Here is a 25,556-nt window from a genome sequence, read left to right as displayed (position 1 = left end):
CACGCCAGAGGCCATATGCTCAATCCAAAATTAACCATAGGCACAGTACTAGTTACCCGTCTTCCTGGTGAAGGAGAGCGAGCGCCCCAAGCATCGTCCCCACAACCGCCGGCAACCACGCGGCCACCATGGGATTGACGATCCCTGATGCCCCGAGCTCTTCCGACAGCTGCGTCGCGACATAGAGCACGAACCCGGCCGCCACGCCACCTATCACCAATCTCGTAACACCACCAAATCTGAAAAATCTTAAGGAAACGGATGCCGCCACCAAGATCATGGCAACGAGCAGAAGCGGCCGCGCCTTGAGCGACTGATAGCGCAGCTCGTAGCGCGTGGAATCAAGGCCGGCCTTCTGCGTCCGTTCGATCACTGTCGGCATCGACCAGAACCCAACAGCGTCGGGCGGGGTGAAACTTTGCCGCACCTGTTCGGGCTCCAGAGTCGTTGCGAGCAAATAGGTCGTGTAGCTCTGTGGCTCTTCCGTGGCAGACACGACGCGTGCGTCGCTCAATTCCCAATAGCCGCGATGCAGGATCGCTTCCCGCGCCTCCACGCGCTCGTTGAAGCCGCCATTCGCATCGAAGTTGAAGACCGCGACCTGCGAGAGGCCTGACGCGTCCGGCAAGGCTGCCGCAGCGCGAATAATCGCCTGTCCGTCGACGCTGCGCTGGCGAATCCAGATTTCCTGCGCCCCGGACGCCTGGGTGCTCCTCGCGAAGAGCCTGGCTTCGAGGGCCGTCGCGCTGCGCTTCAGTTCGGCCGCGAGCGGGTTGTAGATCATGATCGAGACAAAGCCGATCACTGCTGCGACCAATGCGGCCGGTTGCAGAAATTGCCAGGCTGATACGCCCACGGAGCGGGCCACCACGAGCTCAAGCTTCCGGCTCAGCGTCAGCAGTGCGAACATGCCGCCGAACAGCACAGCAAAGGGGAAGATCTGCTCCGCCACCGCAGGTGCGCGAAAGAGCGCGAGCTTGATGATTTGTGGCGTCGTCGCGAGCGGAGAATCGCCGGCGCGACGCATCAACTCCACGAAATCGAGCGTCAGGATCAGAAAGAAGAAGGTGCTGAACACGCTGATGATGGCGCGTGTGAAGCGCTTGGTCAGGTATCGGCCGAAGGTCGAGACAAGCAGCATCAGGCGCGACGCAGGCGAGAGGGCAGGGCGGATAGCGACAGGATGATCGGCTCGAACAGCTTGTTGAGCCGCGGCCTCAGCGACGCGCCAAACATGATCAGGGCCGTAGAGCAGATGATTGTGACCAGAGGCAGAAGGTAGAGCAGGACGACTGCAAAGCCTGATCTGACGCTGGCGGTCCACGCGGCGTAGGCGCCGATGCGGACCGCACCGACAATCAGAATCGCTGCCTGGATCGCGACATTGCGGCCCTGACGCGTCGTACGCGCTTCGCCCAGGGCGGCGAAGGCGACGAGCATGAACGCGATGGGGTAGAGCGGCGCCGAAAGACGATTGTGCAGTTCGGCGCGGAACCGCCCGGCCTGCAGCTTGTAATAGGCCTCATTCGGATCCTGTCGCAGCAAGGCCCAGGTCGTGCGTTCGCGTGGCTTGTAGATCACCTTGTCGCCATTGCCTTCGCCATCGCCGCCTGTCGGCTCGCCCGACAAGGCCGACAGATTGAGCGCATAGCGCTCGAACGAGATGATCGAAGTCGATTCCTTGTTCTTGGCCTCGCGCTGGATCGTCCCCTTCTCCAGCATCAGGAAGCTGTTGCCGTCCGATTCCACTGTTCGGCCGCGCTCGGCGATGTAGACGGCGGGTTGGCTGGGATCGCGGCGGTCCTGCATGAAGATGCCGAGCAGCGCGTCACCCGAACGCTCGCGGTAGTGAAACGTCACGCCGGAATCGAGTGAGACGAACTGGCCTTCCTTCACGACATTGGCGACGAAATCAGCCCTGATCAGCGTGATCAGGTCCCGCAACGCCCGGAACCCCGACGGCATGACCGAAATCGCCATCCAGCCGACAAGGAGGGAGGTTGCCAGCGTCAGCACGATGAACGGGCGAGTCAGTCGGTACGGCGCGACTCCGGCCGCATTCATGACGATCAACTCCGAATCGCCGTTCAGCCGGTTCAGCGTGTAGAGCGTCGACATGAACAGCGCGACAGGTGCGATGCCCGCGATCAGCGCCGGCAACGAAAGCAGAGTCACCGTGAAGAAGATATAGATCGTCTGGCCCTTGCCGGTAATCAGGTCGACTTCGCGCAGCGCTTGCGTCACCCAGATCACGCTTGTCAGCCCGATCAGAAGCACGATCGCTGCGACCGCGGCGATCTTCAGGATATAGCGGTCGAGACGGAGAAGACGCACGCGTTAGCTTCCGGTGAACCCGAGGGCAGTCCGAGGCTCCCCTTGGACGGTTCGCCAAACACTCCCTATGGTATAGCCACGATCATGGCGCAAACGGGAATCGTTCGCACCATGTTCACGACCTTCCTGATGAGCCCTATTCCCGCCAATTGTGAGCAGCTTATGTCGCAGCGCCTGAAGCTTGAGGTCAAAGCCCTGAACACCATCGGCGGGCAGGACCTCGTCATTTTCGTGTCGGACAAGCTGACGCCCGCCAAGCTTGCCGAAGATTGGCTCGGAGAGGGCGCTCATGCACTGCTCGCCAGAGCCGCGGCAGCCGACAAGTTCAAGGGCAAGGCGCTCTCCGGAATGGCATTGCTGGCGCCTGACGGCGCCGGATATGAACGCCTGGTTGTCATCGGCGTCGGGCCGGATAGAGATGGCGATAGGCTCGATTTCGCCAAGTTGGGCGGGGCTGTCGCAGCCAAGCTTGGCAGTGGCCGCTCCGCCGATGTGATCATCGCCCTGCCTGACGCTGAAATCAGTGCCGAACAAGCCGCCGCGATCGCTCTGGGGTTGCGGCTCCGAGCCTATGTCTTCGACCGCTACAAGACCAAGACCCGCGAAGCCGACGATGCCGATCCGATCACCGTGACGCTGCGCACGCCCGACCCGGCAGCGCTCAAGAAGGCCCTCAAGGCTTGCGAAGCCGTCGCCGGCGGCGTCGAGATTGCTCGCGATCTCGTGAACGAGCCGCCGAATGTGCTCTATCCCGAAGAATTCGCCGAACGCGCCGCAAAGCTCGAGAAGCTTGGCGTCGAGGTCGAGGTTCTCGACGAGAAGCAGCTCAAGAAGATCGGCATGCGGGCATTGCTCGGCGTTGGCCAGGGGTCGCGCCGCGAAAGTCGCGTCGTCGTCATGCGCTGGAATGGCGCCAAGTCGGGCGTTCAGCCCGTCGCCTTTGTCGGCAAGGGGGTCACATTCGACACTGGCGGCATCTCTCTGAAGCCCGGTGCGGGCATGGAGGACATGAAGGGCGACATGGCTGGTGCCGCCTGTGTCACCGGACTGATGCATGCGCTCGCAGCACGTAAGGCCAAGGTCAATGCGATTGGCGTGATTGGGCTGGTCGAGAATATGCCGGATGGCAACGCCCAGCGCCCCGGTGACATCGTCACTTCGCTTTCAGGGCAGACCATCGAGATCATCAATACCGACGCCGAGGGGCGCCTCGTCCTTGCCGATGTGCTCTGGTACACGCAGGACAAGTACAAGCCGCGCTTCATGGTCAACCTGGCGACCCTGACGGGAGCGATTCTGGTGGCGCTCGCGCAGGAGAATGCCGGGCTGTTTTCGAATGATGACGAGCTATCCGAACGACTCGCTGTCGCTGGCAAGGCTACTGGCGAAACCGTCTGGCGCATGCCGCTTGGCCCAGCCTACGACAAGATGATCGATTCAAAGTTCGCAGATATGAAGAACTCGGCCGGGCGCTATGGCGGTTCGATCACCGCCGCGCAGTTCCTTCAGCGGCATGTCAATGAAACGCCCTGGGCCCATCTCGACATTGCTGGTACGGGCATGGGCTCGCCGAACAGTGAGACCAATCGCTCCTGGGGTTCGGGCTGGGGCGTGCGCCTCCTCGACCGGCTCGTCGCGAACCACTACGAGACCTGATCCCTTCTCGAAACGTTGTTTCGCAATGCTCTAATAAGAAAGGGCTTTCATGACGGAAGTCCTGTTCTTCCACCTTCAGTCACGTCCGCTTGAGCAGGTTCTTCCGACCATCCTCGATCGGGCGCTATCGCGTGGCCAGAAGGTGGTCATCGAGGTCTCCAGTTCCGAGCGGGCGAGCGTGCTGGACGATCATCTGTGGACCTATGCGGATGACAGCTTCCTGCCGCATGTCATGGCAAGCGAGCCGGATGCACCGACAAATCCGGTCGTACTGACGACGCAGCCCCACAATCCCAACGCAGCGCAGGTCCGAATCTGCGCCGACGGCGTCCGTATTCCCGACGCATTGCAGGATTACGAGCGCGTCGTCCTCATCTTCGACGGCGACGATCCCGACGCGCTCGCGGCTGCGCGCGAGGATTGGAAGGCGGTTCGTGCCACGGGCGCGTCGGCCAGCTACTGGCAGCAGGACGAAACCGGTCGCTGGGAGAAGAAAGCGTGAGATTGCCTGTTCTGTTCGCGTGCGCTGTGGCTCTGGGCGGATGTTCCGTCGATATTGGCGGCTTCTCCTTCACCCAGGATTCCAGCGGCACGCGAACCAGCAGCGCTTCAGCCCGCGCATCCACTCAGGAAGCCATGCTCACCGCCGACGGTGGCTGCGAGGCGGACGTTTCGCTGGATCCGTCGACGCGCCCCCTACCAAAGGAGATCGCGCTCGGCGTGACCGAATGCGAACTCGTGAAGTTGAAGGGCGCCCGGCCGACGGATGTTCTCATCGGCGAGAGCGGCAAGGGGCAGCGCGAGGTGCAGGTGCTCTATTCCGAGCCCGGCGGCCGCGAGATCTATATGTTCACCGACAACCGCCTCAGTCGGATCGTCAAGCCGGGGCAAGGGGAGGGCTGAAGCATCGGGCCGAAAACCGGATTACGGTTCTCGGGAAAGCTCATGCTCTCGGGAAAGCTCATGCAAACACTGAAGCTTGGATGATCGGACCGGTTACGGAATCTGGCCCGATGATCCAAGCATCGGACGGTAGGCTCGGATTTCGTCCGAACCTATCGCCGAGGCTGCTTCAGGCGCTCTCGAGTTCCTCGCTCAGCCCGAGCCATTCTTCCTCGGCGGCAGTCAGTGCCTCCGCCAATTCCGCGCGCTGACGCGAGAGCTGCAGGGCCTTTTCCGGATCGCGCGCGAATGCCGCGCCGTTGCCGAGCACGCCGTCGACCTTCTCGATCAACCCGGTCAGCTTGGCGATCCGTGCCTCGGCCAGGTTCAGCTTCTGGCGCAGCGGCCCTTGGGCCACGCGCTTGACGGCTGCACCCTTGCGCTCTTCGGCCTTGCTGTTGGTGTTCGCCGTCTCAGCGGGTTTATCGCGACGGGCAGCCTTGGCGCCACCGAGGACGAGGGCGCGATAATCCTCCATGTCGCCGTCAAAATTCTTCACCGTGCCGTCGCCGACGAGCCAGAGCCGATCGGCACAGGCTTCGATCAGGAAGCGGTCGTGGCTGACCAGGATGACCGCGCCGGGATAATCGTTGATGGCCTTGACCAGGGCCGTGCGGCTGTCGATGTCGAGATGGTTCGTCGGCTCGTCCAGGATGAGCAGATGCGGGCCACCGAACGCAGCGATGCCGAGCATCAGCCGCGCCTTTTCTCCCCCGGACAGATTCTTGACGGGGGTGTCCGCCTTGCTCGCGGGAAAGCCGATCTGCGCGGCCTTCGAGCGCACCTTGGCTTCCGGGGCATCTGGCATCAGGTCGCGCAGATGCGCGACCGGCGTTTCCTCCATCCGCAGCTCGTCGAGCTGATGCTGGGCGAAATAAGCGGTCTGGAGCTTCGACGAACGCCGCAGATCGCCAGACAGGGGCGGGAGCCGCCCGCCGATCAGCTTGCAGAAGGTCGATTTGCCGTTGCCGTTCGAACCGAGCAGCGCAATGCGATCGTCCGGCAGCAATGTGAGGTCGAGCCGCGACAGCACTTTGCGCTCGCCATAGCCGGCGCTAACATCGTCCAGCACCACCATGGGCGGGGAGAGCGGTCGCTCCGGACCCGGAAGGCTGAACGGCTGCACGTCCCGATCGACGATGGTCGCGATCGATTCCATCTTCTCCAGCCGCTTGACCCGCGATTGCGCCTGGCGCGCCTTCGAGGCCTTGGCCTTGAAGCGATCGACGAAGGCCTGGAGATGCTTGCGCTCGGCGTCCTGCTTCTCGCGCTGCTTGGCGAGCAGCATCTGCTTCTCGGCGCGCTGGCGCTCGAAGGAGGAGTAACCGCCGCGATAGATCGTGAGCTTGCCCTGATCGAGATGCAGGATGTGGTCGACGCAGGTGTCGAGCAGTTCGCGGTCGTGGCTCACCACCAGGACGGTATGCGGATAGCGCTCCAGATAGTCGTAGAGCCAGAGCGTGCCTTCGAGATCGAGATAGTTAGTCGGCTCGTCGAGCAGCAGCAGATCCGGTTCGGCAAAGAGCACGGCCGCGAGCGCAACGCGCATGCGCCAACCGCCCGAATAATCTGAGCAGGGGCGTTGTTGCGCCGCCTCGTCGAAGCCGAGCCCGTGCAGCACGGTTGCGGCCCGGGCCGGGGCAGCATGTGCGCCGATATCGGCGAGCCGGGTCTCGATCTCGGCGATGCGCAGCGGGTCGGTCGCGGTCTCGGCCTCTTTCATCAGGGCCGCGCGCTCGGTATCGGCTGCGAGGACGACCTCGATCAGCGATTCCGGGCCTCCCGGAGCTTCCTGGGCGACGCCACCGATCCGCATGCCCCGCGGCACGCTGACGGAACCGCCTTCGGGCGAGAGATCGCCGGTGATGATGCGAAAGAGCGTGGTCTTGCCGGTGCCGTTGCGGCCGACAAGACCGACGCGTGATCCGTCGGGCAGAGCCGCACTGGCCCGGTCCAGGAGCAGCCGTTCGCCGAGCCTGTAGGTGATATCGTTGAGCGTGAGCATGGCGCGGATTTAGGGCCTGGGGCCATGGCAAGCAATGGTTAACGCTGCGGGCTAACGCGATCGAAAGACCAGTCATGCTTTTGACATGAAGCAGCCACGGCCCCGCCGGAGCTGCCCCTCAGCCATGGGATTGCGTCTACATCCATGATTCGCAAAGAGAAACCGATGCATCTCAGCCCCCGGCATATGGTTCAGCGGCGCTTCTCCACGACCGCAGCCGCGCTGGCGATCATCTCCCTGATTCTGGGCAGTGCCGGCGTGCTCAGCGCGCTTCTGCTCGATCGTCGCGCCGAACCGTCCGTGACCTGGCAGTCCATGCCGCCGCAGGATGTCGGAGCGACATCGTTCAGATAGGCCCGCTTGGCCGCTGCGCTTGCCGCAAGGGCGCTCCGAGGTTAACGCTGTCCCATGAGCAGAACCGCTTTCTATCCCGGATCTTTCGACCCCATCACCAATGGCCATGCCGATGTGATCGCTGGTGCTTGCCAGCTATGCGATAGGCTAGTGCTCGCTATCGGGGTTCACCCGGGCAAGGCCCCGATCTTCTCTGCCGACGAGCGCGCCCACCTGCTGCAGGAGGTTGCAAGCCCGATTGCCGCTGCTGCCAACGTCGCCATTGAGGTCGTGACCTTCGACTATCTCGCTGTCCAGGCGGCCAGGGAGGCTGGTGCGACCATCATGATTCGCGGCCTGCGTGACGCCACTGATTTCGACTACGAGATGCAGCTTTCCGGCATGAACCAGGCCATGGTGCCCGAGTTGCAGACCGTGTTTCTGCCGGCTTCTGCGAGGACGCGCCACATCACTGCGACGCTCGTGCGGCAGATCGCCTCCATGGGAGGGGATGTCTCGGCCTTCGTGCCATCCGTGGTCAGCGGCCGCCTCAAGGCGAAGTTCCCGGCACGCTGACCCAGCGACAATCGAGAGCCGAGCCGATCGTTTGGCATCTTCCTCCGCATTCTGCGGATTTGCGTTTGCATTTTGCCGGCGGCGATGGTGTCTCTGGGACAACATGACTCGCTGCGCGCTGAGCCGCGTATTGCCCTCGAACGAGTTTTCCGATGCGCCTTTCCCGCTATTTCCTGCCGATCCTGCGTGACACGCCCAAGGAAGCCGAGATCGTCTCGCATCGCCTGATGCTGCGCGCCGGCATGATCCGCCAGCAATCGGCGGGAATCTACTCGTGGCTGCCGCTCGGCCTGCGGGTGCTCAACAAGATCAACGCAGTGGTTCGTGAGGAGCAGAATCGTTCGGGCGCCATCGAGGTCCTGATGCCGACCATTCAGTCGGCCGATCTCTGGCGCGAGAGCGGGCGTTACGACGCCTATGGCAAGGAGATGCTGCGCATCAAGGACCGGCACGACCGCGACATGCTGTACGGGCCGACCAATGAGGAGATGATCACCGACATCTTCCGATCCTATGTGAAGTCCTACAAGGACCTGCCGCTCAACCTCTACCATATCCAGTGGAAGTTCCGGGATGAGGTCAGGCCGCGCTTTGGCGTGATGCGCGGGCGCGAGTTCCTGATGAAGGACGCCTATTCCTTCGACCTCGACCAGGCCGGCGCGCGGCATGCCTATAATCGCATGTTCACCGCCTATCTCAGGACCTTCGCCCGGCTCGGCCTGAAGGCGATCCCGATGCGCGCCGATACCGGCCCGATCGGTGGCGACCTGAGCCATGAGTTCATCGTCCTCGCATCCACCGGCGAAAGCGAAGTTTTCTGCCACAAGGACTATCTCAGCTTCGAGACGCCGAAGGTCGATACCGACTTCGACAGCGTCGACGGGTTGCAGGCCATCGTCGACAAATGGACGAGCCTCTACGCCGCGACCGAGGAAATGCACGACAAGGCGGCGTTCGACGCGGTTCCTGCTGGCCAGCAGTTGTCGGCGCGCGGCATCGAGGTCGGTCATATCTTCTATTTCGGCACGAAGTACTCCGAGCCGATGGGCGCCACGGTGACCGGGCCGGACGGCCAGCAGGTGCCGGTGCATATGGGCTCCTATGGCATTGGCCCGAGCCGCCTCGTCGCAGCATTGATCGAGGCCGGCCACGATGACGCCGGTATCGTCTGGCCGGACGAAATCGCGCCATTCGACGTCGCGGTGCTGAACCTGAAGACCGGCGATGCCGCGACCGATGGCGCCTGCGAGCAGCTCTACAGCGCGCTCTCCGCCAAGGGCTATGACACGCTCTATGACGACACCGAGGACCGGCCGGGCGCTAAATTCGCGACGGCCGACCTGATCGGCGTGCCGTGGCAGGTCATCGTCGGCCCGAAGGGGCTGGCCGAGGGCAAGGTCGAAATCAAACGCCGCGCCGGCGGAGAGCGCGAACTCGTCTCGCTCGCGGCTGCGCTGGAACGCTTCCCGGGCCGCCCGGCTTGAGTGGGAGCGTCATGATCGCGGAGCGGAGCAGGCGCCGATGAACGTGGCGGTGGAGTCGATGTCGACCGAAATGGAACAGCCCACCGGAACACGCCCCTTTGCGGGTTTCGAATGGCTGCTCGCCGGGCGCTATCTGCGCACGCGTCGACGCGAGGGCTTTGTCTCGGTCATCGCCGGCTTCTCCTTCCTCGGCATTTTGCTCGGGGTCGCCACGCTGATCATCGTGATGTCGGTGATGAACGGCTTTCGGAAAGAGCTCCTGGAGAAGATCGTCGGCGTCAACGGCCACATCTTTGCGACGCCGATCGATCGCCCGCTCGATGATTATGAAGCGGTCGCGGCACGGCTGCGGCAGGTTCCCGGCATCAAGCTCGCAATCCCCCTGGTGGAAGGCCAAGCGCTCGCTTCGTCGCAATATGCCAATAGCGGCGTGCTGGTGCGTGGCATTTCCGAGGGAGATCTCAAGTCGATCCCCTTCATCGGCAACAATATCAAGCGCGGCACGCTCGACGGTTTTGACGCGGCGGCAGGCGTCGCCATTGGCAGTCGGCTTGCCGCAGCGCTTTCGCTGACGGCTGGCGATACGATCACGCTGGTTTCGCCGAAGGGAGCCTCAACCCCATTCGGGACCGCTCCGCGCATCAAGGCCTATCCCATCCAGGCGGTGTTCGAGATCGGCATGACCGAGTTCGACGCCTCGTTCGTCTTCATGCCGCTGGCGGAATCGCAGGCCTATTTCAACCGCGACGGCGATGTGAACGTCATCGAGGTCTTCATCGACAACCCGGACCGGACGCAGGTCGTGCGCGACGCCATCGAGGCCGATGCACCCCGGCCGCTGGTGCTGTCCGACTGGCGACAGCGCAACCGCACCTTCTTCAACGCACTCGAGGTCGAGCGGAACGTCATGTTCATCATCCTCACGCTGATCGTGCTGGTGGCCGCGCTGAACATCGTCTCTGGTCTGATCATGCTGGTGAAGGACAAGACGGAGGACATCGCGATCATGCGCACCATGGGGGCGTCTCGCGGCACTGTGCTGCGCGTCTTCCTGATCACGGGGGCGGCCATCGGCGTGTTCGGTACATTGGCGGGGCTGGGCCTCGGTGTTCTCTTCGCCAACAACATCAAGTCGATCATGGCCACGCTGAACTGGATCACCGGGGCCAATCTCTGGGACCCGACCGTACGCTTCCTGAGCGATATCCCCTCCGTGATCGACTGGCGGGAAGTGGCGAGTGTGGTCGGGATGGCGCTGGTCCTGTCGCTGCTGGCGACGCTGTATCCTGCCTGGAAGGCGGCTCGGCTGGACCCGGTCCAGGCCCTGCGGATGGGTTGAGGCAGAAGAACCCGTGGCCATGCAACGCGAAACACCGGCGCTTTTCCTCTCCCAGATCGAGCGCCATTACCCACAGACCGACGCCCCGCTCGAAATCCTGCGCAAGGCGGATTTCGCATTGTGGCCAGGCGAACTCGTCGCACTCGTCGCGCCGAGCGGTACGGGCAAGTCGACGCTGCTCCATGTCGCCGGCCTGCTCGAGAAGCCCGATGACGGCGAGGTCTTTGTCGGCGGAATCGCGACCAGCAAGCTGGACGACAAGGGCCGCACCCGGCTGCGCCGCACCGAGATCGGCTTCGTCTACCAGTTCCACCATTTGCTGCCGGAGTTCACGGCGCTCGAGAACGTCATGTTGCCACAGCGCATTCGCGGTCTGCGGAAGCGGGAAGCCGAAGAGCGTGCGACTGAGCTGCTCACCTTTCTCGGTCTGGGCGAGCGGCTCGATCATCTTCCCGGCGAGCTTTCCGGCGGCGAGCAGCAACGCGTCGCGATTGGGCGTGCGGTCGCCAATGCGCCGCGCCTGCTCCTGGCGGACGAGCCGACTGGCAATCTCGACCCGCACACTTCGCTGCATGTCTTCAACACGCTGGTGGCACTGGCCCGTGCTTCAGGTCTCGCGGCCCTGATCGCGACCCATAATCTCGACCTCGCCCGGCGCATGGACCGACAGGTGACGATCCGCGACGGGCTGGTCGTCCCGCTGCGCTAGCGCGGGTTGGGCCTATTGGGCGTTCCTGCGTTTTCCCCGAGCCGGTGCCACCACTGCAAGGCCCGCAATCACGATCACGACAATGCCGATCCAGGTCGCGGCTGATGGCAAATCGCCGAACATCGCGTAACCCAGCGCGGTCGCGCCAAGCAGTTCGAGATAGACCAGCGGCGACAGCGTCGAGACCGGCGCCATCCTGAAAGCGCTGATCGTGAGCAGGTTGCTGCCGGCCGAAAGCAGGCCCATCAGGAGGATCAGCAGAATCTCCTCGCGATTGGGCACCGTCCACTGGAACGGGACGATAGGCGTCAGCAACAGGATACCGAAGACGAGCTGGATGGTCAGCGTCGACAAGGGCGTGCTGTCCTGGGCGGTGGCACGCGTCATCACGAGGTAGCACGCCATCAGTCCGCCCGACGCCAGCGCGATCAGTGTGCCGGAACTGCCTTCAGCGTCCGGTCTCACGATCAGCATGGCTCCGATAAAGCCTAGAATGACGGCCGCCAGCTTTCGGCGATCAAGCCGCTCGCGCAGGACAATCATGGCCAGCAGGGTCGCGATAATCGGAGCGATGAAGTAGGCCCCCAGCGCGTCGGCAAGCGGAATGCGCGCAATCGCGGTGAAATAGAGCGTCATCGCGCCAACCAGGAAGGCGGTGCGCAGAAGCTGCGGCAGGATCTGGTTGCGGCCAATCAGCGGCGCCGGCGCGCGCGCCTGCACACATAGCACGACAGGCAGTACGAAGCCGAGCGCTGCGACATAACGAGCCCAGCTTAGAAAGGCCGGGGAGTGCGCCCCGCTGAGATACTTGCCGATCGCATCCGCGCCGGGGATGAACAGCATCGATATGGCCATCAGAACGATGCCCAGCGCGGGGCCGCGAGTGCCGTCGGAGGCCGGCGCGCGCTCGTCCTGCTTGTTCGCCTCGACGGGGTTTGAGCGGGGATTAGCGACGGAAGCGCCGGAGGCATCTGAACTTTGGTCCATGCGGCTCTCTAGCAGATTCCGCGACGCCGACAGCCGTGGACGAGCCTGAATGCACTGACGGGAAGCGTAAGCGACCTACGCCGAAGGGTTAACTGCCCTTCACCACCATCAAGGGGATGTTAACCGCCATCCAGACGTCCAGGATGGAACTAACGCTGCGCGATTGACGAGAACAAAACAGGAATTATGATGGACATATAGCGAACATCTGGAGGTCAAGATGGTTTTAGCACGTAAGCTGGTCGTCGGAATGGTGGAGCTTGCCTCGCTCGGCCTCTTCCTTGGGATGATCTGGCTCTGGGCGGCGCTGCTCGCCGCCCCCAGCGTCTGAGCCATCCACAGCCGGCGGAAAGCCTCTCGACTGGACCCGTCGGCTCGCTCCATAAGGGCGGACGAGGTGACCCGATGAGTCGAGAGCAGGGCCGATCCCGCATTTTGTCCGAGGTGGGTTTCGTCCATCTCCACGTTCATTCGAGCTATTCCCTGCTCGAAGGGGCCATGACGGTCAGCACCCTGGCCAAGCTCGCCACTGCGGACGGCCAGCCCGCTCTGGCGCTGACCGACAGCAACAACCTCTTCGGCGCACTCGAATTCTCCGAGAAGCTTGCTGGTGGCGGCATCCAGCCCATCGTGGGCGTCCAGCTCTCGGTCGATTTCGCCGACGAGATCGATAGCGGCCGCCGGCCCGTTCAGGCGCAGGCCGTACCGCATATCGTCCTGCTTGCCATGTCCGAGGCGGGCTACGGCAATCTGATGAAACTCGTCACCGAAGCGTGCCTGGCAAGCGGAGGCGCCGGGCAGCCGATTTCGTCGCTCGAGAAACTGACGGCACATCATGACGGCGTGATCGCGTTGACCGGCGGGCCGGGCGGCCCGATCGACAGTGCGCTGCGTGCCGGGCAGGTAGCCCAGGCCAGCGCGCGCCTGGCCAAGCTTGCCGAAATCTTCGGCGATCGGCTTTATGTCGAGATCCAGCGCCATGGCCGTGATGGCGAGGCCGCCGTCGAGGCGCATCTGCTCAGGCTCGCCTATGATTCCGACCTCGCCATCGTCGCGACCAACGAGCCCTTCTTTGCCAAGGCGGGGGATTTCGAGGCGCATGACGCGCTGCTTGCCGTAGCCGAAGGGCGACTGGTCTCTGACGGCGAGCGTCGGCGCGTGACGCCAGGGCATTTCTTCGTCACTCGGTCCGAGATGAAGCGCCGCTTCGCCGATCTGCCGGAGGCGCTGGCCGCCACCGTCGAGATCGCGATGCGCTGCACCTGGCGCGTCGCGACACGCAAGCCGATCTTGCCGCGTTTCGGCGAGGAAGGGCGCGACGAGGCAGAGGAACTCGAGGTCCAGGCGCGCGCCGGTCTGGCGGCTCGGCTGTCCAAGCACGGCCCGGCTTCGGGCTATACGGTCGGTGAATACGAGTCGCGGCTCGATTTCGAGCTTTCGATCATCAACCGCATGAAATTCCCGGGCTATTTCCTCATCGTCTCGGACTTCATCAAATGGGCGAAGGACCAGGGTATCCCAGTTGGGCCGGGCCGTGGCTCCGGCGCGGGTTCACTCGTTGCCTATGCGCTGACGATCACTGATGTCGACCCGCTCCGCTTCGGCCTGCTCTTCGAGCGCTTCCTCAACCCCGACCGCGTCTCGATGCCGGACTTCGACATCGACTTCTGCCAGAACCGGCGCGAAGAGGTGATCGACTACGTCAAGCGGCGCTATGGCGAGGAGCGCGTCGCGCAGATCATCACCTTCGGCACGCTGCTGGCGCGCGGCGTGCTGCGCGACGTCGGCCGTGTGCTGGAAATGCCCTATGGCCAGGTCGACAAGCTGACCAAGCTGGTGCCGCAGAACCCGGCGAAGCCGATCTCGCTGCCGGAGGCGATCGCCGGCGAGCCGAAGCTGCAGGCGGCTGCGGACGAAGAGCCGGTTGTGGCCCGCCTGCTCGAAATTGCCCAGAAACTGGAGGGACTTCACCGCCACGCTTCGACTCACGCCGCAGGCGTGGTGATCGGCGATCGGCCGCTTGAGCAACTCGTCGCGCTTTCAGTCGATCCGCGCACCGGTATGCGCGTGACCCAGTTCAACATGAAATGGGTCGAGCAGGCCGGCCTGGTGAAGTTCGACTTCCTCGGCCTCAAGACGCTGACGACGCTGACCACAGCCGTCACGCTGATTGCCCAGCGCGACATCCAGATCGACCTCGCCAAGCTGCCTTTCGACGATCCGAAGAGCTACGAGATGCTGGCGCGCGGCGAGACGGTCGGCGTGTTCCAGGTTGAATCGGCGGGCATGCGCAAGGCCCTGGTCGAGATGAAGGCCGACCGGATCGAGGACCTGATTGCGCTCGTCGCCCTCTACCGGCCGGGTCCGATGGACAACATCCCGACCTATTGCCGCCGCAAGCTGGGCTTGGAGGATCCCACCTATCTCCATCCGAAGCTCGAACCGATCCTGGCCGAAACGCATGGCATCATCGTCTACCAGGAACAGGTGATGCAGGTGGCGCAGGCGCTCTCGGGCTATTCGCTCGGCGAGGCCGATTTGCTGCGTCGCGCCATGGGCAAGAAGATCAAGGCGGAGATGGACGCTCAGCGCGACCGCTTCGTGAAGGGCGCCGTCGAAGGCGGCATGACGAAGAGCATCGCCTCCGAGATCTTCGACCTGCTCGCGAAGTTCGCCGACTATGGCTTCAACAAGAGCCACGCCGCCGCCTATGCCGTCGTCGCGTTCCAGACCGCCTATCTCAAGGCGAATTTCCCGGTCGAGTTCCTCGCCGCGTCGATGACGCTCGACATGGGCAACACCGACAAGCTCTCGGAATTCCGGCGTGATGCCGAGCGCCTCGGTATCACGGTCGAGCCGCCCTCGATCAACCGCTCGGGCGTCGAGTTCGACGTGGCCGATGGCGCGATCCGCTACGCGCTCGGCGCGATCAAGGGGGTGGGGCGCACGGCGGTCGAATCCGTCGTCGTGGCGCGTAATTCGGACGGGCCGTTCCGCGATCTCGCCGATTTTGCGCGCCGCATCGACACCAAGCTCGTCAACCGCCGCACGATCGAGGCCTTGATCGCCGCTGGTGCGCTTGATCCGCTGGAGAAGGACCGCGCACGTGCCATGGCCGCGATCGACGGCATGCTGGCGCTCTCCAACCGCACGCGCGAGGCGGCTGCCGGTGGCCAGTCCGAGCTCTTTGGTGGGGGCTCCGTCGCGGAAGCCTTTCGCATCCCGCCGACCGAGCCGTGGGCGCCGGCCGAGCGACTGCGGCGCGAACATGACGCCGTCGGCTTCTTCCTGTCGGGGCATCCGCTCGACGATTACGAACATGTGTTGAAGCGGCTGCGCGTTCAGCGCTTTGCCGATTTTGCCAAGACGGTCAGGGCAAACGGGACCTCCGTCGCCAAAGTCGCGGTCTCGGTCATCGACAAGTCGGAGCGGCGCACCAAGTCCGGCAACAAGATGGGCATCGTCAACCTATCGGATCCCAGCGGGCAGTTCGAGGCGATCCTGTTCTCGGAGGGACTGCAGCGCTACCGCGATCTGTTGGAGCCGGGCCGGGCGCTGGTGTTGCGCCTCAGCGCGGTGCTCGATGGCGAGGATGTTCGACCCCGCATCGAGGATGTCGAGGTACTCGATGATCTGGCCGCTCGCCAGAAACAGGATCTGCTGGTCTACTTGCGCGACGACAGGGCGCTGGGCAGCATTGCGGAGCGCATTCGCCCGCGCGAAGGCGCCCGCGCCGAGGGCAAGGTTGCGGTGATCATGATCCTCGACGATGGCGCGCAGGAGGTCGAGATCGAGTTGCCGGGCCGCTACCCGGTCAACCAGCAGATTGCCAACGCGGTACGGGCGGCGCCGGGCGTGGTCAGCGTGGAATTGCGCTGAGAAGCGGAGAGGGCAGCATGACAGCCCTGATTGTCGTCGATGTGCAGAACGATTTCTGCCCGGGCGGACCTCTCGCCATTGCTGGTGGAGACGAGATCATCCCCGTGGTCAACGCGCTCGGTCGCCGCTTTCAAACGGTGGTCCTGACCCAGGACTGGCATCCGGCAGGGCACTCCTCCTTTGCCTCGCACCATCCTGGCAGGACGCATTTTGAGAGCGTGGCGATGGCCTATGGCGAGCAGGTGCTTTGGCCTGATCACTGTGTCCAGGGCACGCGAGGCGCGGAGTTTCATCCAGGCCTCGACCTGCCGCATGCCCAGGCCATCATCCGAAAGGGCTATCGCTCCGGAATCGACAGCTACTCCGGCTTCTTCGAGGCCGACCGTGTGACTCCCACAGGATTGGGGGGCTATCTCAAGGAACGCGGCATCTCGCGAGTCGCCATTGTCGGGCTCGCGACGGATTTTTGCGTCAACTGGACCGCGCAGGATGCTGTCCGGAGTGGGCTGGAAACCTTTGTTGTCGAGGAGGCTTGCCGAGCCATTGATCTCAATGGCTCGCTAGCCAAGGCCTGGTCCGACATGTCGGCGCTTGGGGTCAGGCGCTTCGCCCCGCAGGAGTTACCGATGTGACGCAGGCAGATGTCGCGCTCGCAACGCCTGTTTGACCTGATCCAGCTGCTGCGGCGCCATCGTCGCCCGGTCTCCGGCCGGCGGCTCGCCGACGAACTTCGTGTCAGCATACGCACCCTCTACCGCGACATCGTCACCTTGCAGGCGCAAGGCGCGCCGATCGAAGGCGAGCCGGGACTGGGCTATATTCTCAAGCCGGGTTTCATGCTGCCGCCGCTGATGTTCTCCGAGGACGAGATCGAAGCACTGGTGCTCGGCTCGCGCTGGGTGTCCGACCGGGCTGATGGTCGTCTTGCCCTGGCGGCGCGCGATGCGCTGGCCAAGATCCTCGCCGTCCTGCCAGGTGATCTGCGCGATGATGCCGAGGCGTCCGCCCTGTTAGTCGGTCCCGGTGCCGCGATCATGGCGGAAAGCTTCGATCTCTCTGCCATCCGCAAGGCGATCCGTTCAGAGCGCAAACTCTCGATCCTCTACCGTGATGGTGTCGGGAAGGCGAGCGAGAGGGTCGTCTGGCCGTTCGCCTTGAGCTTTTTCGACCATGTCCGCGTCGTCGTCGCGTGGTGCGAACTGCGGCAGGATTTCCGGCATTTCCGCACCGACCGCATCTCGCAGGTTCAGCCGCTGGACATCCGCTATCCGCGCCGACGCCAGGGCTTGCTGAAGGAGTGGCGCGAGCGGGAGGGAATTCCGCAACCATCGTGAGCGACACTGCCGGAAATTGGCAGCATCTGCATCTAGGATCTCCTCATCGCCCAACCGGAGACATGACCGATGCAGAACGCCAGTTTCGTCATCCTTTACGTCGACAGCCCGACTGCGAGCTGCCGGTTCTATCGTGCGCTGCTCGGAGCCGAACCGGTTGAAGCCTCTCCGACCTTTGCATTGTTCGCGCTGAAGTCGGGCATCATGCTCGGGCTCTGGTCGCGCCATACGGTCGAGCCCGGAGCGGAAGCAGCCGGCGGCGGCGGAGAGCTGGGCATGCCTGTCGATCGCGCTGATCAGGTCGATGCGATCCATCAGGAGTGGAAGGAGCGCGGCATCACCATCCTTCAGGAGCCGGTCGATCTCGATTTCGGCCGCACCTTCGTCGCGACCGACCCGGATGGCCATCGCCTGCGTGTTTTCTCTCCGACCGAAGCCTGAGGAGGCGAGCATGGCCGGCTACTGGATCGTGGTCGCTTCAGCCGAGCATGCCCGGCTAGGATTGGCCGGAGGCTTCATGCAGGTTTGCCATGGCAAGGCCGGGCCCTTGCGTCGGATTCGGGCCGGTGATGGCGTCGCCTGCTACTCGCCGACTGAAACCTTCGGTGGCGGGGAGAGGCTGCAGGCCTTCACCGCGATCGGTCGAGTCTGCGGCGACGAGCCCTATCCTGCCGATATGGGGGGCGGCTTTCGACCGTTCCGGCGCGATGTCGCTTGGCTTGCCGCATCCGAGGCATCGATCAAGCCGCTGCTCGACAACCTGGAATTGACATCCGGGCGGCTGAACTGGGGCTACCTGTTTCGCTTCGGGCTGGTTGCCGTCAGCGCTCATGACTTCACACTGATCGCTCAGGCCATGTCTGCGCCCGAGTTGGAAACCCTGACAGCTGCGTGACGCCTGGCGTCCGAGCAGTGCCGTCGTACGGCGGACGGTTGTCCGGATCCTTTGCAAAAGGGGACCATCGGGAATGCTGGCGGCGAGCGCGCTGCGGGTCGACCTCCGGTTGAGTGTACCCTGCCATGACAGTCGCGCGATTGTCTTGACCTACCCGCAAGGTTAGTCACGACCCTGGGGAAACGGGGTACGCGTCGATCCGATGTTCATTGCTTGAGGGAAAGCCGTTATGTCGTTTCTTTTGAAGCCCTTTTGCGCAGTTGGCGCACTGGTTTCCGTTCTCTCTGCCGGTCCGGTCTTGGCGCAGAGCCAGGCCGACCAGCTCGCGATCGTCTATCAATCAGGTCGCAATCAGCTTGGGATACTGACCTACTGCAACGAGAAAGGTCACATCGGAGCTGATGTGGTCGAGATCCAGAAGAAGATGCTCGGCCTGATCCCGGCTCCTGCCGACAAGAGCGGCGGGGATGCCGCCGAAGCGCAGGGCAAGAAGGGGACGATCGCCATGATGGGCGTCACGCAGGACATCGAGGCGATAGCCAAGGCCCAGAATGCATCGGCCGCGACCTACTGCAAGCAGATTGGCGATGTGGTGAAGCAAGCGGGCGCAGCCCTGCCCAAATAGCGATCCGGGGTCGCGCTCTCGGGTTATGGTCGCCGGCCATGGTAAGGCCGGCGAATCCGGCTTCCGGCTGAATTCGTTCCGGTTTGGGAGGGGAGGACGATGGCGACGGGAGATGATCTGCGCCGTCTGGCGCTGGCTCTGGACGGCACGATCGAGGCTCCGCACTTCGACCGGTCCGCCTTCAAGGTTTCGCGAATCTACGTCACTCTCGCTCCTGACGGTTGCAGCGCTAATTTCAGCTTCTCGCCCGAGGAGCAGGAATTCAGGTGCCTGATGGCGCCGGATGCCTTCAGTCCCGTGTCAAATGCCTGGGGCAAGCTAGGTTGGACGACGGCCAATCTTTCCAGGCTCGGCTTGGCTGAGCTTGCCGGAGCGCTCGAGGCGGCATGGGCGCATGGCGCGCAAAAGAAGCCACGGCGCCGATGACCTGCTGAGGTGCGAGCCTTGCGTTCCCACGCTTTCCCGTGTAAGGCGCAGGCCATCCCACATGGGGAGCATCGCCTCACTCCCGAGGCGTTCCGGTGACTTGGCAGTCCATGCCTTGTTCATTCGCACCCCAGAGGCTCAACCGGAAGGACGATCGAATCATGGCTCTGCCAGACTTTTCCATGCGCCAGTTGCTTGAAGCCGGCGCGCATTTCGGCCACCAGGCTCACCGCTGGAACCCGAAGATGTCGCCGTATATCTACGGCACCCGCAACAACATCCATATCCTCGACCTGTCGCAGTCGGTGCCGATGCTCTCGCGCGCCCTGCAGGCCGTCAGCGACACCGTGGCCCGTGGCGGCCGCGTCCTGTTCGTCGGCACCAAGCGTCAGGCGCAGGACTCGATCGCTGACGCCGCCAAACGTTCGGCGCAGTACTACGTCAACTCCCGTTGGCTCGGCGGCATGCTGACCAACTGGAAGACCATCTCGGCCTCGATCCAGCGCCTGCGCAAGGTCGACGAGCTCCTGAATGGCGGCAGCACCGGCCTGACCAAGAAGGAGCGCCTGATGCTGGCGCGTGAACGCGACAAGCTCGAGAAGGCGCTCGGCGGCATCAAGGACATGGGCGGTACGCCCGACATGATCTTCGTGATCGACACCAACAAGGAAGCGCTCGCGATCAAGGAGGCCCAGCGCCTCGGCATCCCGGTCGCCGCCATCGTCGACTCGAACTCGGATCCGGATGGCATCACCTTCCCGGTGCCGGCCAATGACGACGCCGGCCGCGCTATCCAGCTCTATTGCGACCTGATCGCCCGTTCGGCCATCGACGGCATCTCGCGCGCCTCGGGCGACCATGGCATCGATCTCGGCGCTGCCGAGGCTCCGATCGTCGAGACGGCGATCATCGAGCCGGCCGCAGACGCAGCCCCGGTGTTCGAACTGCTGACCGCGCCGCGCGGCGCGCCGGACGACTTCATGAAGCTCTCCGGCATGGGCCCGGAACTGGTTCAGAAGCTCAACGACGGCGGCCTGTTCCACTTCTGGCAGATCGCCGCGATGTCGCCGGCCGATGTCGCTAAGGTTGATTCCGAGCTGAAGCTCGGCGGCCGCATCGAGCGCGACGGCTGGGTTGCCCAGGCGCGCGATCTCGCCGAGGCCTGAGAGCACGCTCAGGGCGACGCGTCATCGGCGCGTCGCCTCGGCAGCGCAGCAATGCGCGGCACATGAATGAAGTCACGCCGACGGCCGGTCACGGAGCGTCGGCGTTTTCCCTTCGCGCTATGGCGCGCTCTGAAATCGAAGACCGTGCCGTCGGCCGCCAGCGTCGTGTTGCGCAGGCCCGGCACATGACAGCAAGGAACGACAGATGGCTGCGATCACCGCCGGCATGGTGAAGGAACTCCGCGACAAGACTGGCGCGGGCATGATGGATTGTAAGACCGCGCTGGCCGCGACCGACGGCAACATCGAGGCCGCCATCGACTGGCTGCGTACCAAGGGCCTGGCCAAGGCTGCCAAGAAGGCCGGCCGCGTTGCCGCCGAAGGCCTGGTCGCCGTGGCCGTGTCCGAGAATCGCGGCGTCGTCGCCGAGGTGAACTCCGAGACCGACTTTGTTGCGCGCAACCTCGAATTCCAGGCGCTCGCCCGTACGATCGCCGACGTCTCGCTGGAGCGCGGCGGCGACGTCGAGGCGCTGCTCGCCCATCACTATCCGGGCGGCGGCACCGTCGCTGACGCCATCGCCAATGCCATCGCCACGATTGGCGAGAACATGACCCTGCGCCGCGTCGCCGAGGTCAAGGTCAGCGCCGGCGTCATCGGCCATTACGTCCACGGCTCGGTCGCCGATGGGCTCGGCAAGATCGGCGTCATCGTCGGTCTCGAGACGACCGGCAAGGGCGAGGAGCTCGCAGCCCTCGGTCGTCAGCTTGCCATGCACGTCGCCGCCACCAATCCGGTCGCGCTCGATCTCGCTTCGGTCGATCCGGCGATCCTGGAGCGTGAGAAGGCGATCCTGGCCGAGAAGAATGCCGGCAAGCCCGCCAACGTGCTCGAGAAGATCACCGAGAGCGGCCTGAAGAGCTACGCCAGGGAATACTGCCTGCTTGAGCAGGCCTATATCCATGACGGCTCGAAGTCCGTCGCTCAGGTGCTGAAGGAAGCGGAGGGCAAGGTCGGTGCTCCGGTCAAGCTGACGGGCTTTGCTCGCTTCGCGCTCGGCGAGGGCATCGAGAAGGAAGAGACCGATTTCGCTGCCGAAGTCGCTGCGGCCGGTGGCACGACGGGCTGAGAAGCCGGTTGATAGGATCTGAAAAAGGCCGCGCTCTGCGCGGCCTTTTTTGTAAGAAGACGATGTTGGTGCCGAATCGCGCCGTCCCAGTCCATGGAGAAAGCCGGTGAGACCCAAACGCGTTCTTGTGAAGCTCTCCGGCGAAGCCCTTGCGGGAAATGCAGGATCCGGCCTCGACGGTACGACTCTGACGGCGCTCGCCGCCGATATCGCGAAGGCAGCGCATGAAGGTGTCGAGATTGCGATCGTCGTCGGCGGCGGCAATTTCTTTCGCGGTGTCCAGGGCTTGAACAAGGGCCTCGACCGACCAAGCGCCGACTCGATCGGTATGCTCGGCACCGTGATGAACGCGCTCGCGCTCGAGCATGCCATCGAGATTGCCGGCGCCCCAGCCCGCGCGATGTCGGCTGTGCCCATGCCCTCGCTCTGCGAGAGCTATGCGCGCCGGCGCGCGCTCGATCATCTCAGCCATGGCAAGGTCGTCATCCTTGGCGGCGGCACGGGCAATCCCTATTTCACCACCGATACCGGAGCGGCCCTTCGGGCGGCCGAGCTCGACTGCCAGCAATTGCTGAAGGCGACGCAGGTCGACGGCGTCTACACCGCCGATCCGAAGAAGGATCCGAACGCCAAGCGCTACGAAAGCCTGACCCATGCCGAGGCGATCAGGCATGATCTCAAGGTGATGGACACGGCTGCCTTCGCGCTGGCGCGCGACGCCGGGCTGACCATCGTTGTGTTCTCGATCGCCGAAACCGGCGCGCTTGCGGCCGTTCTGCGCGGCGAGGGCAGGGCGACCTATGTGACGCCCTGATCCTCGGGTTCCATTGCGGCAACACGACTCAGTAGTTCGGCCAGATCCCCGGCGTCATCAATTCCAGCAGGTGGCCGTCGGGATCACGGAAATAGATGCTGCTTCCGCCGCGATCCCAGCTCATCCGGCCCTCGATATCGATCCCGTGCTGCTGGAGCCGCTCTTCCCAGGCCGTGAGTTCGCTGGTGTCGATCGCGAAGCAGATATGGAGAGGGCCATGACCGTCATGCGGCGGAATATTGCCGTTGGCTGATGATTGGGTGTGGAGGGATTGCCCCCGGAGGAAGAGCAGAAGCACACTTTCTCCGCCGACATCGTAGGCGAACAACGTCCTGGTCTGCAGCATCGGCTTCAAGCCGAGCTTGGTCTCGTAGAAAGTCTGCGCGCGATCGAGATCTTCGACATAGAGTGCGGTTTCAATGATGCGGTTCAGACGGGGCACGTGGTTGTTCCTCAGAGCTTGCTCGAACCCGGCCGATGACGTCACGACGGAGGCCCGACCTTCAAACTAGGAAGCGTCGCGTGGTCTTGCCACTGTCTCCGATCGTCCGTGCGCCATGCCCGTCCTGCATCTGGAGGATTTTCCCTTGCAGATTGTCCCGGGAAGGTGCTGTTGGAGTATGAAATCCTTGACCCTGAGCGGGGCCGCGGCCATGGTCGCGCCGGTTTTCGATTATCTGCAAGGTCTTGACTAAAATGGCCCAGACGACATTCGACCTCGCCGACGTAAAGCGTCGGATGCAGGGTGCAGTGCAATCCTTCAGGAGCGATCTCGCCTCCCTGCGCACCGGCCGCGCGTCCGCCAACGTTCTCGATCCGATCCAGGTCGAGGCCTATGGCGCGCGTACGCCCTTGACCCAACTTGCCACGGTTAGCGTGCCTGAGGCGCGCCTGCTCAGTGTTCAGGTCTGGGACCGCAGCATGGTCCAGGCCGTGGAGAAGGCGATCCGCGAATCCGATCTCGGCCTCAACCCCCAGACCGAGGGGCAGGTGCTGCGCATCCGGATTCCGGAGCTGAACGAGCAGCGCCGCAAGGAGATGGTCAAGGTCGCCCATAAATATGCCGAGGAATCCAAGATCGCCGTGCGCCATGTCCGGCGCGACGGCATCGATGTGATCAAGAAGCTCGAAAAGGACGGTCATCTGACCAAGGATGATGTGACGCGCGAGTCGGATCAGGTCCAGAAGGCCACAGACCAGCATATCGCCGAAATCGATCAGGCGCTGGCGGCGAAGGAAAAGGAAATCCTGCACGTCTGATCCTGTCGCCCGGCGGGTTTGAGCCGCTGGCAAGGGTTCGGGACGCAACGCCGAAAGAGGCACGAGAATGTCAGCAGGCCAGCGTCCGGGTGTCCAGGCTGCAGGGCCCTCCCATGTCGCAGTAATCATGGATGGCAACGGGCGCTGGGCTCAGTTGCGCGGTCTGCCGCGACATGAAGGGCATCGGCGCGGGCTGGAGGCCTTGCGCCGTACTGTGCGGAACGCCAGCGATCTCGGCATCGAGATTCTGACGGTCTACAGTTTCTCGACAGAGAACTGGCGCCGGCCCGCTGCCGAAGTCTCGTTTCTGATGACGCTGCTCAAGCATTTCATCGAGAAGGATCTGACCGAGCTCGGTGCGGCCGGCGTGCGTGTCCGTGTTATTGGGGGCAGGAGCGATCTGGCACCCGATCTGCGCCGGCTGGTCGAGCATGCCGAGGCGACCACGCGCGACAACACGGGAATGACGCTCGTCGTCGCCTTCAACTACGGCTCGCGCGACGAGATCGTCCGAGCGGCGCGCCGACTGGCCTCGGATGTTGCGGCGGGCCGTATCGACGCCGGTGCGATTGATGAGAGCAGCCTGTCCGAGCGGCTCGATACCGCCGATCTGCCTGATCCTGAACTTGTCATCCGCACGTCGGGTGAGACGCGAATCTCAAATTTTCTGCTGTGGCAGGCCGCCTATGCAGAATTCGTGTTCACCCCGGTACTCTGGCCGGATTTCGATCGTGCCGCGTTGGAAGAGGCGCTGACTGAGTATCGCCGCCGCGAACGCCGTTTCGGCGGTGTGTCGGAACCATCCGGCCGCAATGTGGGCGTAGCGTGAGTGACGAACCTTCCGGCAGTCCGGCTGCCGGCCCGAGCGAACTGAAGCTGCGTATCGCATCCGCGCTGGTGCTGGCTGCGGGCATTGTCGCCGCGACATTTATCGGAGGCTGGCCGTTCAGACTCATCTGGGCGCTTGCTGCCGGGTTGGTCGCCTATGAATGGCTCGCGATCGTCAGCCGCCGGAATGCGGTGCCCGCAGGCATCGGCGTTACGATTGCCGGTCTGGCGCTCGGCCTCGCTCCGATCAACCCGGTGGCGCTTGCTGGTGTTTCGGCCTTCGCGGCTTTCTTTGGGGCCGTCCTGACCCCGGTCCTCGAAAGGCGGGGTTGGCTGGAAGCCTGCGGTGTCGCCTATGCGCTCGCCTTTGCCCTGATCACGCCAGCGCTGCGCGCACTTCCGGAATTCGGGTTTGCTGTGATCATCTGGACCTTCGCGGTCTGCTGGCTGACCGATATTGCCGCCTATTTTACGGGCCGCGCCCTTGGTGGTCCGAAGCTGATGCCCGCAATCAGTCCGAAGAAGACCTGGTCCGGCGCGCTCGGCGGAACGGCTGCCGGCACGCTTGGCGGCTACGCCGTCTGGATGCTGACCCCGGGAGCGACGGCAGCCGCTGGTCCAGCCTTCGTGATTGCCGCGTCGCTCTTGGCCTCGATCGTGAGTCAGGCTGGCGATCTCTTTGAATCTGCGGTCAAACGCCGCTTTGGTACCAAGGATTCGAGCAAGCTGATCCCGGGCCATGGTGGCTTTTTCGATCGGCTTGATGGCTACTGGGCCGTCTTGGTCCTTGTTGGTGCTGCACTGTTCCTGGCGCACCTGGAGTTCTGACGACGTC

26 protein-coding genes are annotated in these 25,556 nt (G+C 63.7%); 21 read left to right on the top strand and 5 right to left on the bottom strand.

The annotated features are described in order from the left end of the window. Window positions 1-52: 52 nt before the first annotated feature. Complete coding sequence (gene lptG / locus AB4099_RS26100) at window positions 53-1,141, bottom strand: LPS export ABC transporter permease LptG (protein WP_441480246.1); 1,089 nt, start codon at window positions 1,139-1,141, stop codon at window positions 53-55. Continuing rightward, window positions 1,141-2,334, bottom strand: a complete 1,194-nt coding sequence (gene lptF / locus AB4099_RS26095) for an LPS export ABC transporter permease LptF (RefSeq protein WP_441480195.1) — start codon at window positions 2,332-2,334, stop codon at window positions 1,141-1,143. Before lptF ends, lptG begins: the two co-directional genes overlap by 1 nt. 162 nt (window positions 2,335-2,496) lie before the next feature. Between lptF and AB4099_RS26090 the strand changes: the two genes are divergently transcribed. From AB4099_RS26090 to AB4099_RS26080, 3 genes are read left to right on the top strand one after another with little or no spacing between them, the layout of a single operon-like run. Next, window positions 2,497-3,990, top strand: a complete 1,494-nt coding sequence (locus tag AB4099_RS26090; protein ID WP_441480245.1) for a leucyl aminopeptidase — start codon at window positions 2,497-2,499, stop codon at window positions 3,988-3,990. Between the two features lie 49 nt (window positions 3,991-4,039). Continuing rightward, entirely contained in the window at window positions 4,040-4,492 is a 453-nt protein-coding gene (locus tag AB4099_RS26085; RefSeq protein WP_441480194.1) for a DNA polymerase III subunit chi, read from the top strand. Next, on the top strand, window positions 4,489-4,893 hold the full coding sequence (locus tag AB4099_RS26080) for a hypothetical protein (RefSeq protein WP_441480193.1): 405 nt from the start codon (window positions 4,489-4,491) through the stop codon (window positions 4,891-4,893). Before AB4099_RS26085 ends, AB4099_RS26080 begins: the two co-directional genes overlap by 4 nt. Before the next feature lie 169 nt (window positions 4,894-5,062). On the opposite strand, the gene AB4099_RS26075 is transcribed toward AB4099_RS26080, so the two are convergent. Next, window positions 5,063-6,937 (bottom strand): ABC-F family ATP-binding cassette domain-containing protein, encoded by a 1,875-nt coding sequence (locus AB4099_RS26075; RefSeq protein ID WP_113518485.1) that lies wholly within the window; start codon window positions 6,935-6,937, stop codon window positions 5,063-5,065. A 165-nt stretch (window positions 6,938-7,102) separates the two neighbouring features. On the opposite strand from AB4099_RS26075, the gene AB4099_RS26070 reads away from it, so the two are divergent. From AB4099_RS26070 to AB4099_RS26050, 5 genes are all read left to right on the top strand, one after another. Beyond that, window positions 7,103-7,291, top strand: a complete 189-nt coding sequence (locus tag AB4099_RS26070) for a hypothetical protein (RefSeq protein WP_113518486.1) — start codon at window positions 7,103-7,105, stop codon at window positions 7,289-7,291. Between the two features lie 54 nt (window positions 7,292-7,345). Beyond that, entirely contained in the window at window positions 7,346-7,846 is a 501-nt protein-coding gene (gene coaD / locus AB4099_RS26065) for a pantetheine-phosphate adenylyltransferase (RefSeq protein WP_441480192.1), read from the top strand. A 152-nt stretch (window positions 7,847-7,998) separates the two neighbouring features. After that, the gene (proS, locus tag AB4099_RS26060; RefSeq protein WP_113518488.1) at window positions 7,999-9,330 is read left to right on the top strand and encodes a proline--tRNA ligase; all 1,332 of its coding nucleotides are present in this window, start codon (window positions 7,999-8,001) and stop codon (window positions 9,328-9,330) included. Between the two features lie 58 nt (window positions 9,331-9,388). Next, window positions 9,389-10,669 (top strand): lipoprotein-releasing ABC transporter permease subunit, encoded by a 1,281-nt coding sequence (locus AB4099_RS26055; RefSeq protein ID WP_441480244.1) that lies wholly within the window; start codon window positions 9,389-9,391, stop codon window positions 10,667-10,669. Between the two features lie 19 nt (window positions 10,670-10,688). Then, the gene (locus AB4099_RS26050) at window positions 10,689-11,378 is read left to right on the top strand and encodes an ABC transporter ATP-binding protein (RefSeq protein ID WP_113518490.1); all 690 of its coding nucleotides are present in this window, start codon (window positions 10,689-10,691) and stop codon (window positions 11,376-11,378) included. A 12-nt stretch (window positions 11,379-11,390) separates the two neighbouring features. On the opposite strand, the gene AB4099_RS26045 is transcribed toward AB4099_RS26050, so the two are convergent. Beyond that, window positions 11,391-12,365 carry a DMT family transporter gene (locus AB4099_RS26045; protein WP_441480191.1) on the bottom strand — a complete coding sequence of 325 codons (975 nt, stop codon included), beginning with the start codon at window positions 12,363-12,365 and terminating at the stop codon, window positions 11,391-11,393. A gap of 405 nt (window positions 12,366-12,770) precedes the next feature. Here AB4099_RS26045 and dnaE point away from each other — a divergent pair, with 405 nt between their 5' ends. From dnaE to pyrH, 10 genes are all read left to right on the top strand, one after another. After that, window positions 12,771-16,244, top strand: coding sequence for a DNA polymerase III subunit alpha (gene dnaE, locus AB4099_RS26040; RefSeq protein WP_441480190.1), 3,474 nt, complete (start codon window positions 12,771-12,773; stop codon window positions 16,242-16,244). 17 nt (window positions 16,245-16,261) lie between these two features. Then, entirely contained in the window at window positions 16,262-16,876 is a 615-nt protein-coding gene (gene pncA, locus AB4099_RS26035) for a bifunctional nicotinamidase/pyrazinamidase (RefSeq protein WP_113518493.1), read from the top strand. Between the two features lie 9 nt (window positions 16,877-16,885). Beyond that, entirely contained in the window at window positions 16,886-17,578 is a 693-nt protein-coding gene (locus AB4099_RS26030) for a helix-turn-helix transcriptional regulator (RefSeq protein WP_441480189.1), read from the top strand. Between the two features lie 69 nt (window positions 17,579-17,647). Continuing rightward, window positions 17,648-18,019 carry a VOC family protein gene (locus AB4099_RS26025; RefSeq protein WP_441480188.1) on the top strand — a complete coding sequence of 124 codons (372 nt, stop codon included), beginning with the start codon at window positions 17,648-17,650 and terminating at the stop codon, window positions 18,017-18,019. A 10-nt stretch (window positions 18,020-18,029) separates the two neighbouring features. Further along, window positions 18,030-18,473 carry an EVE domain-containing protein gene (locus AB4099_RS26020; protein ID WP_441480187.1) on the top strand — a complete coding sequence of 148 codons (444 nt, stop codon included), beginning with the start codon at window positions 18,030-18,032 and terminating at the stop codon, window positions 18,471-18,473. A gap of 229 nt (window positions 18,474-18,702) precedes the next feature. Next, entirely contained in the window at window positions 18,703-19,098 is a 396-nt protein-coding gene (locus AB4099_RS26015; RefSeq protein ID WP_441480186.1) for a pore-forming ESAT-6 family protein, read from the top strand. A 99-nt stretch (window positions 19,099-19,197) separates the two neighbouring features. Further along, window positions 19,198-19,524, top strand: a complete 327-nt coding sequence (locus AB4099_RS26010) for an MmcQ/YjbR family DNA-binding protein (protein ID WP_441480185.1) — start codon at window positions 19,198-19,200, stop codon at window positions 19,522-19,524. A gap of 161 nt (window positions 19,525-19,685) precedes the next feature. After that, window positions 19,686-20,690: a 30S ribosomal protein S2 gene (locus AB4099_RS26005; RefSeq protein ID WP_113518498.1), complete on the top strand. Its 1,005-nt coding sequence runs from the start codon at window positions 19,686-19,688 to the stop codon at window positions 20,688-20,690. 205 nt (window positions 20,691-20,895) lie between these two features. Next, window positions 20,896-21,819: a translation elongation factor Ts gene (tsf, locus tag AB4099_RS26000; protein WP_441480184.1), complete on the top strand. Its 924-nt coding sequence runs from the start codon at window positions 20,896-20,898 to the stop codon at window positions 21,817-21,819. 106 nt (window positions 21,820-21,925) lie between these two features. Then, a complete protein-coding gene (gene pyrH / locus AB4099_RS25995; protein WP_113518500.1) occupies window positions 21,926-22,633 on the top strand; it encodes a UMP kinase in 708 nt (235 codons plus the stop codon). A gap of 28 nt (window positions 22,634-22,661) precedes the next feature. On the opposite strand, the gene AB4099_RS25990 is transcribed toward pyrH, so the two are convergent. Then, complete coding sequence (locus AB4099_RS25990; RefSeq protein WP_113518501.1) at window positions 22,662-23,075, bottom strand: VOC family protein; 414 nt, start codon at window positions 23,073-23,075, stop codon at window positions 22,662-22,664. A gap of 254 nt (window positions 23,076-23,329) precedes the next feature. Here AB4099_RS25990 and frr point away from each other — a divergent pair, with 254 nt between their 5' ends. The 3 genes from frr to AB4099_RS25975 all read left to right on the top strand — a co-directional run bounded on the left by frr (window position 23,330) and on the right by AB4099_RS25975 (window position 25,549). Then, window positions 23,330-23,893 (top strand): ribosome recycling factor, encoded by a 564-nt coding sequence (gene frr, locus AB4099_RS25985; RefSeq protein WP_113518502.1) that lies wholly within the window; start codon window positions 23,330-23,332, stop codon window positions 23,891-23,893. Between the two features lie 67 nt (window positions 23,894-23,960). Continuing rightward, complete coding sequence (locus AB4099_RS25980) at window positions 23,961-24,722, top strand: isoprenyl transferase (RefSeq protein ID WP_441480183.1); 762 nt, start codon at window positions 23,961-23,963, stop codon at window positions 24,720-24,722. Further along, window positions 24,719-25,549, top strand: a complete 831-nt coding sequence (locus AB4099_RS25975) for a phosphatidate cytidylyltransferase (protein WP_441480182.1) — start codon at window positions 24,719-24,721, stop codon at window positions 25,547-25,549. Before AB4099_RS25980 ends, AB4099_RS25975 begins: the two co-directional genes overlap by 4 nt. Window positions 25,550-25,556 lie beyond the last annotated feature (7 nt).

Origin of the sequence: Allobosea sp. 2KB_26 (assembly GCF_052115715.1) — a bacterium.
Classification (GTDB): Bacteria; Pseudomonadota; Alphaproteobacteria; order Rhizobiales; family Beijerinckiaceae; genus Allobosea.
This window is presented reverse-complemented; position numbering and strand designations above follow the sequence as displayed.

Excerpts from the sequence above, each read along its gene's own strand:
- lptG (WP_441480246.1), bottom strand. The coding sequence starts at position 1,141 with ATGCTGCTTGTCTCGACCTTCGGCCGATACCTGACCAAGCGCTTCACA.
- AB4099_RS26090 (WP_441480245.1), top strand. The coding sequence starts at position 2,497 with ATGTCGCAGCGCCTGAAGCTTGAGGTCAAAGCCCTGAACACCATCGGC.
- AB4099_RS26085 (WP_441480194.1), top strand. The coding sequence starts at position 4,040 with ATGACGGAAGTCCTGTTCTTCCACCTTCAGTCACGTCCGCTTGAGCAG.
- AB4099_RS26075 (WP_113518485.1), bottom strand. The coding sequence starts at position 6,937 with ATGCTCACGCTCAACGATATCACCTACAGGCTCGGCGAACGGCTGCTC.
- AB4099_RS26070 (WP_113518486.1), top strand. The coding sequence starts at position 7,103 with ATGCATCTCAGCCCCCGGCATATGGTTCAGCGGCGCTTCTCCACGACC.
- coaD (WP_441480192.1), top strand. The coding sequence starts at position 7,346 with ATGAGCAGAACCGCTTTCTATCCCGGATCTTTCGACCCCATCACCAAT.
- proS (WP_113518488.1), top strand. The coding sequence starts at position 7,999 with ATGCGCCTTTCCCGCTATTTCCTGCCGATCCTGCGTGACACGCCCAAG.
- AB4099_RS26055 (WP_441480244.1), top strand. The coding sequence starts at position 9,389 with ATGTCGACCGAAATGGAACAGCCCACCGGAACACGCCCCTTTGCGGGT.
- AB4099_RS26050 (WP_113518490.1), top strand. The coding sequence starts at position 10,689 with ATGCAACGCGAAACACCGGCGCTTTTCCTCTCCCAGATCGAGCGCCAT.
- AB4099_RS26045 (WP_441480191.1), bottom strand. The coding sequence starts at position 12,365 with ATGGACCAAAGTTCAGATGCCTCCGGCGCTTCCGTCGCTAATCCCCGC.
- dnaE (WP_441480190.1), top strand. The coding sequence starts at position 12,771 with ATGAGTCGAGAGCAGGGCCGATCCCGCATTTTGTCCGAGGTGGGTTTC.
- pncA (WP_113518493.1), top strand. The coding sequence starts at position 16,262 with ATGACAGCCCTGATTGTCGTCGATGTGCAGAACGATTTCTGCCCGGGC.
- AB4099_RS26030 (WP_441480189.1), top strand. The coding sequence starts at position 16,886 with ATGTCGCGCTCGCAACGCCTGTTTGACCTGATCCAGCTGCTGCGGCGC.
- AB4099_RS26025 (WP_441480188.1), top strand. The coding sequence starts at position 17,648 with ATGCAGAACGCCAGTTTCGTCATCCTTTACGTCGACAGCCCGACTGCG.
- AB4099_RS26020 (WP_441480187.1), top strand. The coding sequence starts at position 18,030 with ATGGCCGGCTACTGGATCGTGGTCGCTTCAGCCGAGCATGCCCGGCTA.
- AB4099_RS26015 (WP_441480186.1), top strand. The coding sequence starts at position 18,703 with ATGTCGTTTCTTTTGAAGCCCTTTTGCGCAGTTGGCGCACTGGTTTCC.
- AB4099_RS26010 (WP_441480185.1), top strand. The coding sequence starts at position 19,198 with ATGGCGACGGGAGATGATCTGCGCCGTCTGGCGCTGGCTCTGGACGGC.
- AB4099_RS26005 (WP_113518498.1), top strand. The coding sequence starts at position 19,686 with ATGGCTCTGCCAGACTTTTCCATGCGCCAGTTGCTTGAAGCCGGCGCG.
- tsf (WP_441480184.1), top strand. The coding sequence starts at position 20,896 with ATGGCTGCGATCACCGCCGGCATGGTGAAGGAACTCCGCGACAAGACT.
- frr (WP_113518502.1), top strand. The coding sequence starts at position 23,330 with ATGGCCCAGACGACATTCGACCTCGCCGACGTAAAGCGTCGGATGCAG.
- AB4099_RS25980 (WP_441480183.1), top strand. The coding sequence starts at position 23,961 with ATGTCAGCAGGCCAGCGTCCGGGTGTCCAGGCTGCAGGGCCCTCCCAT.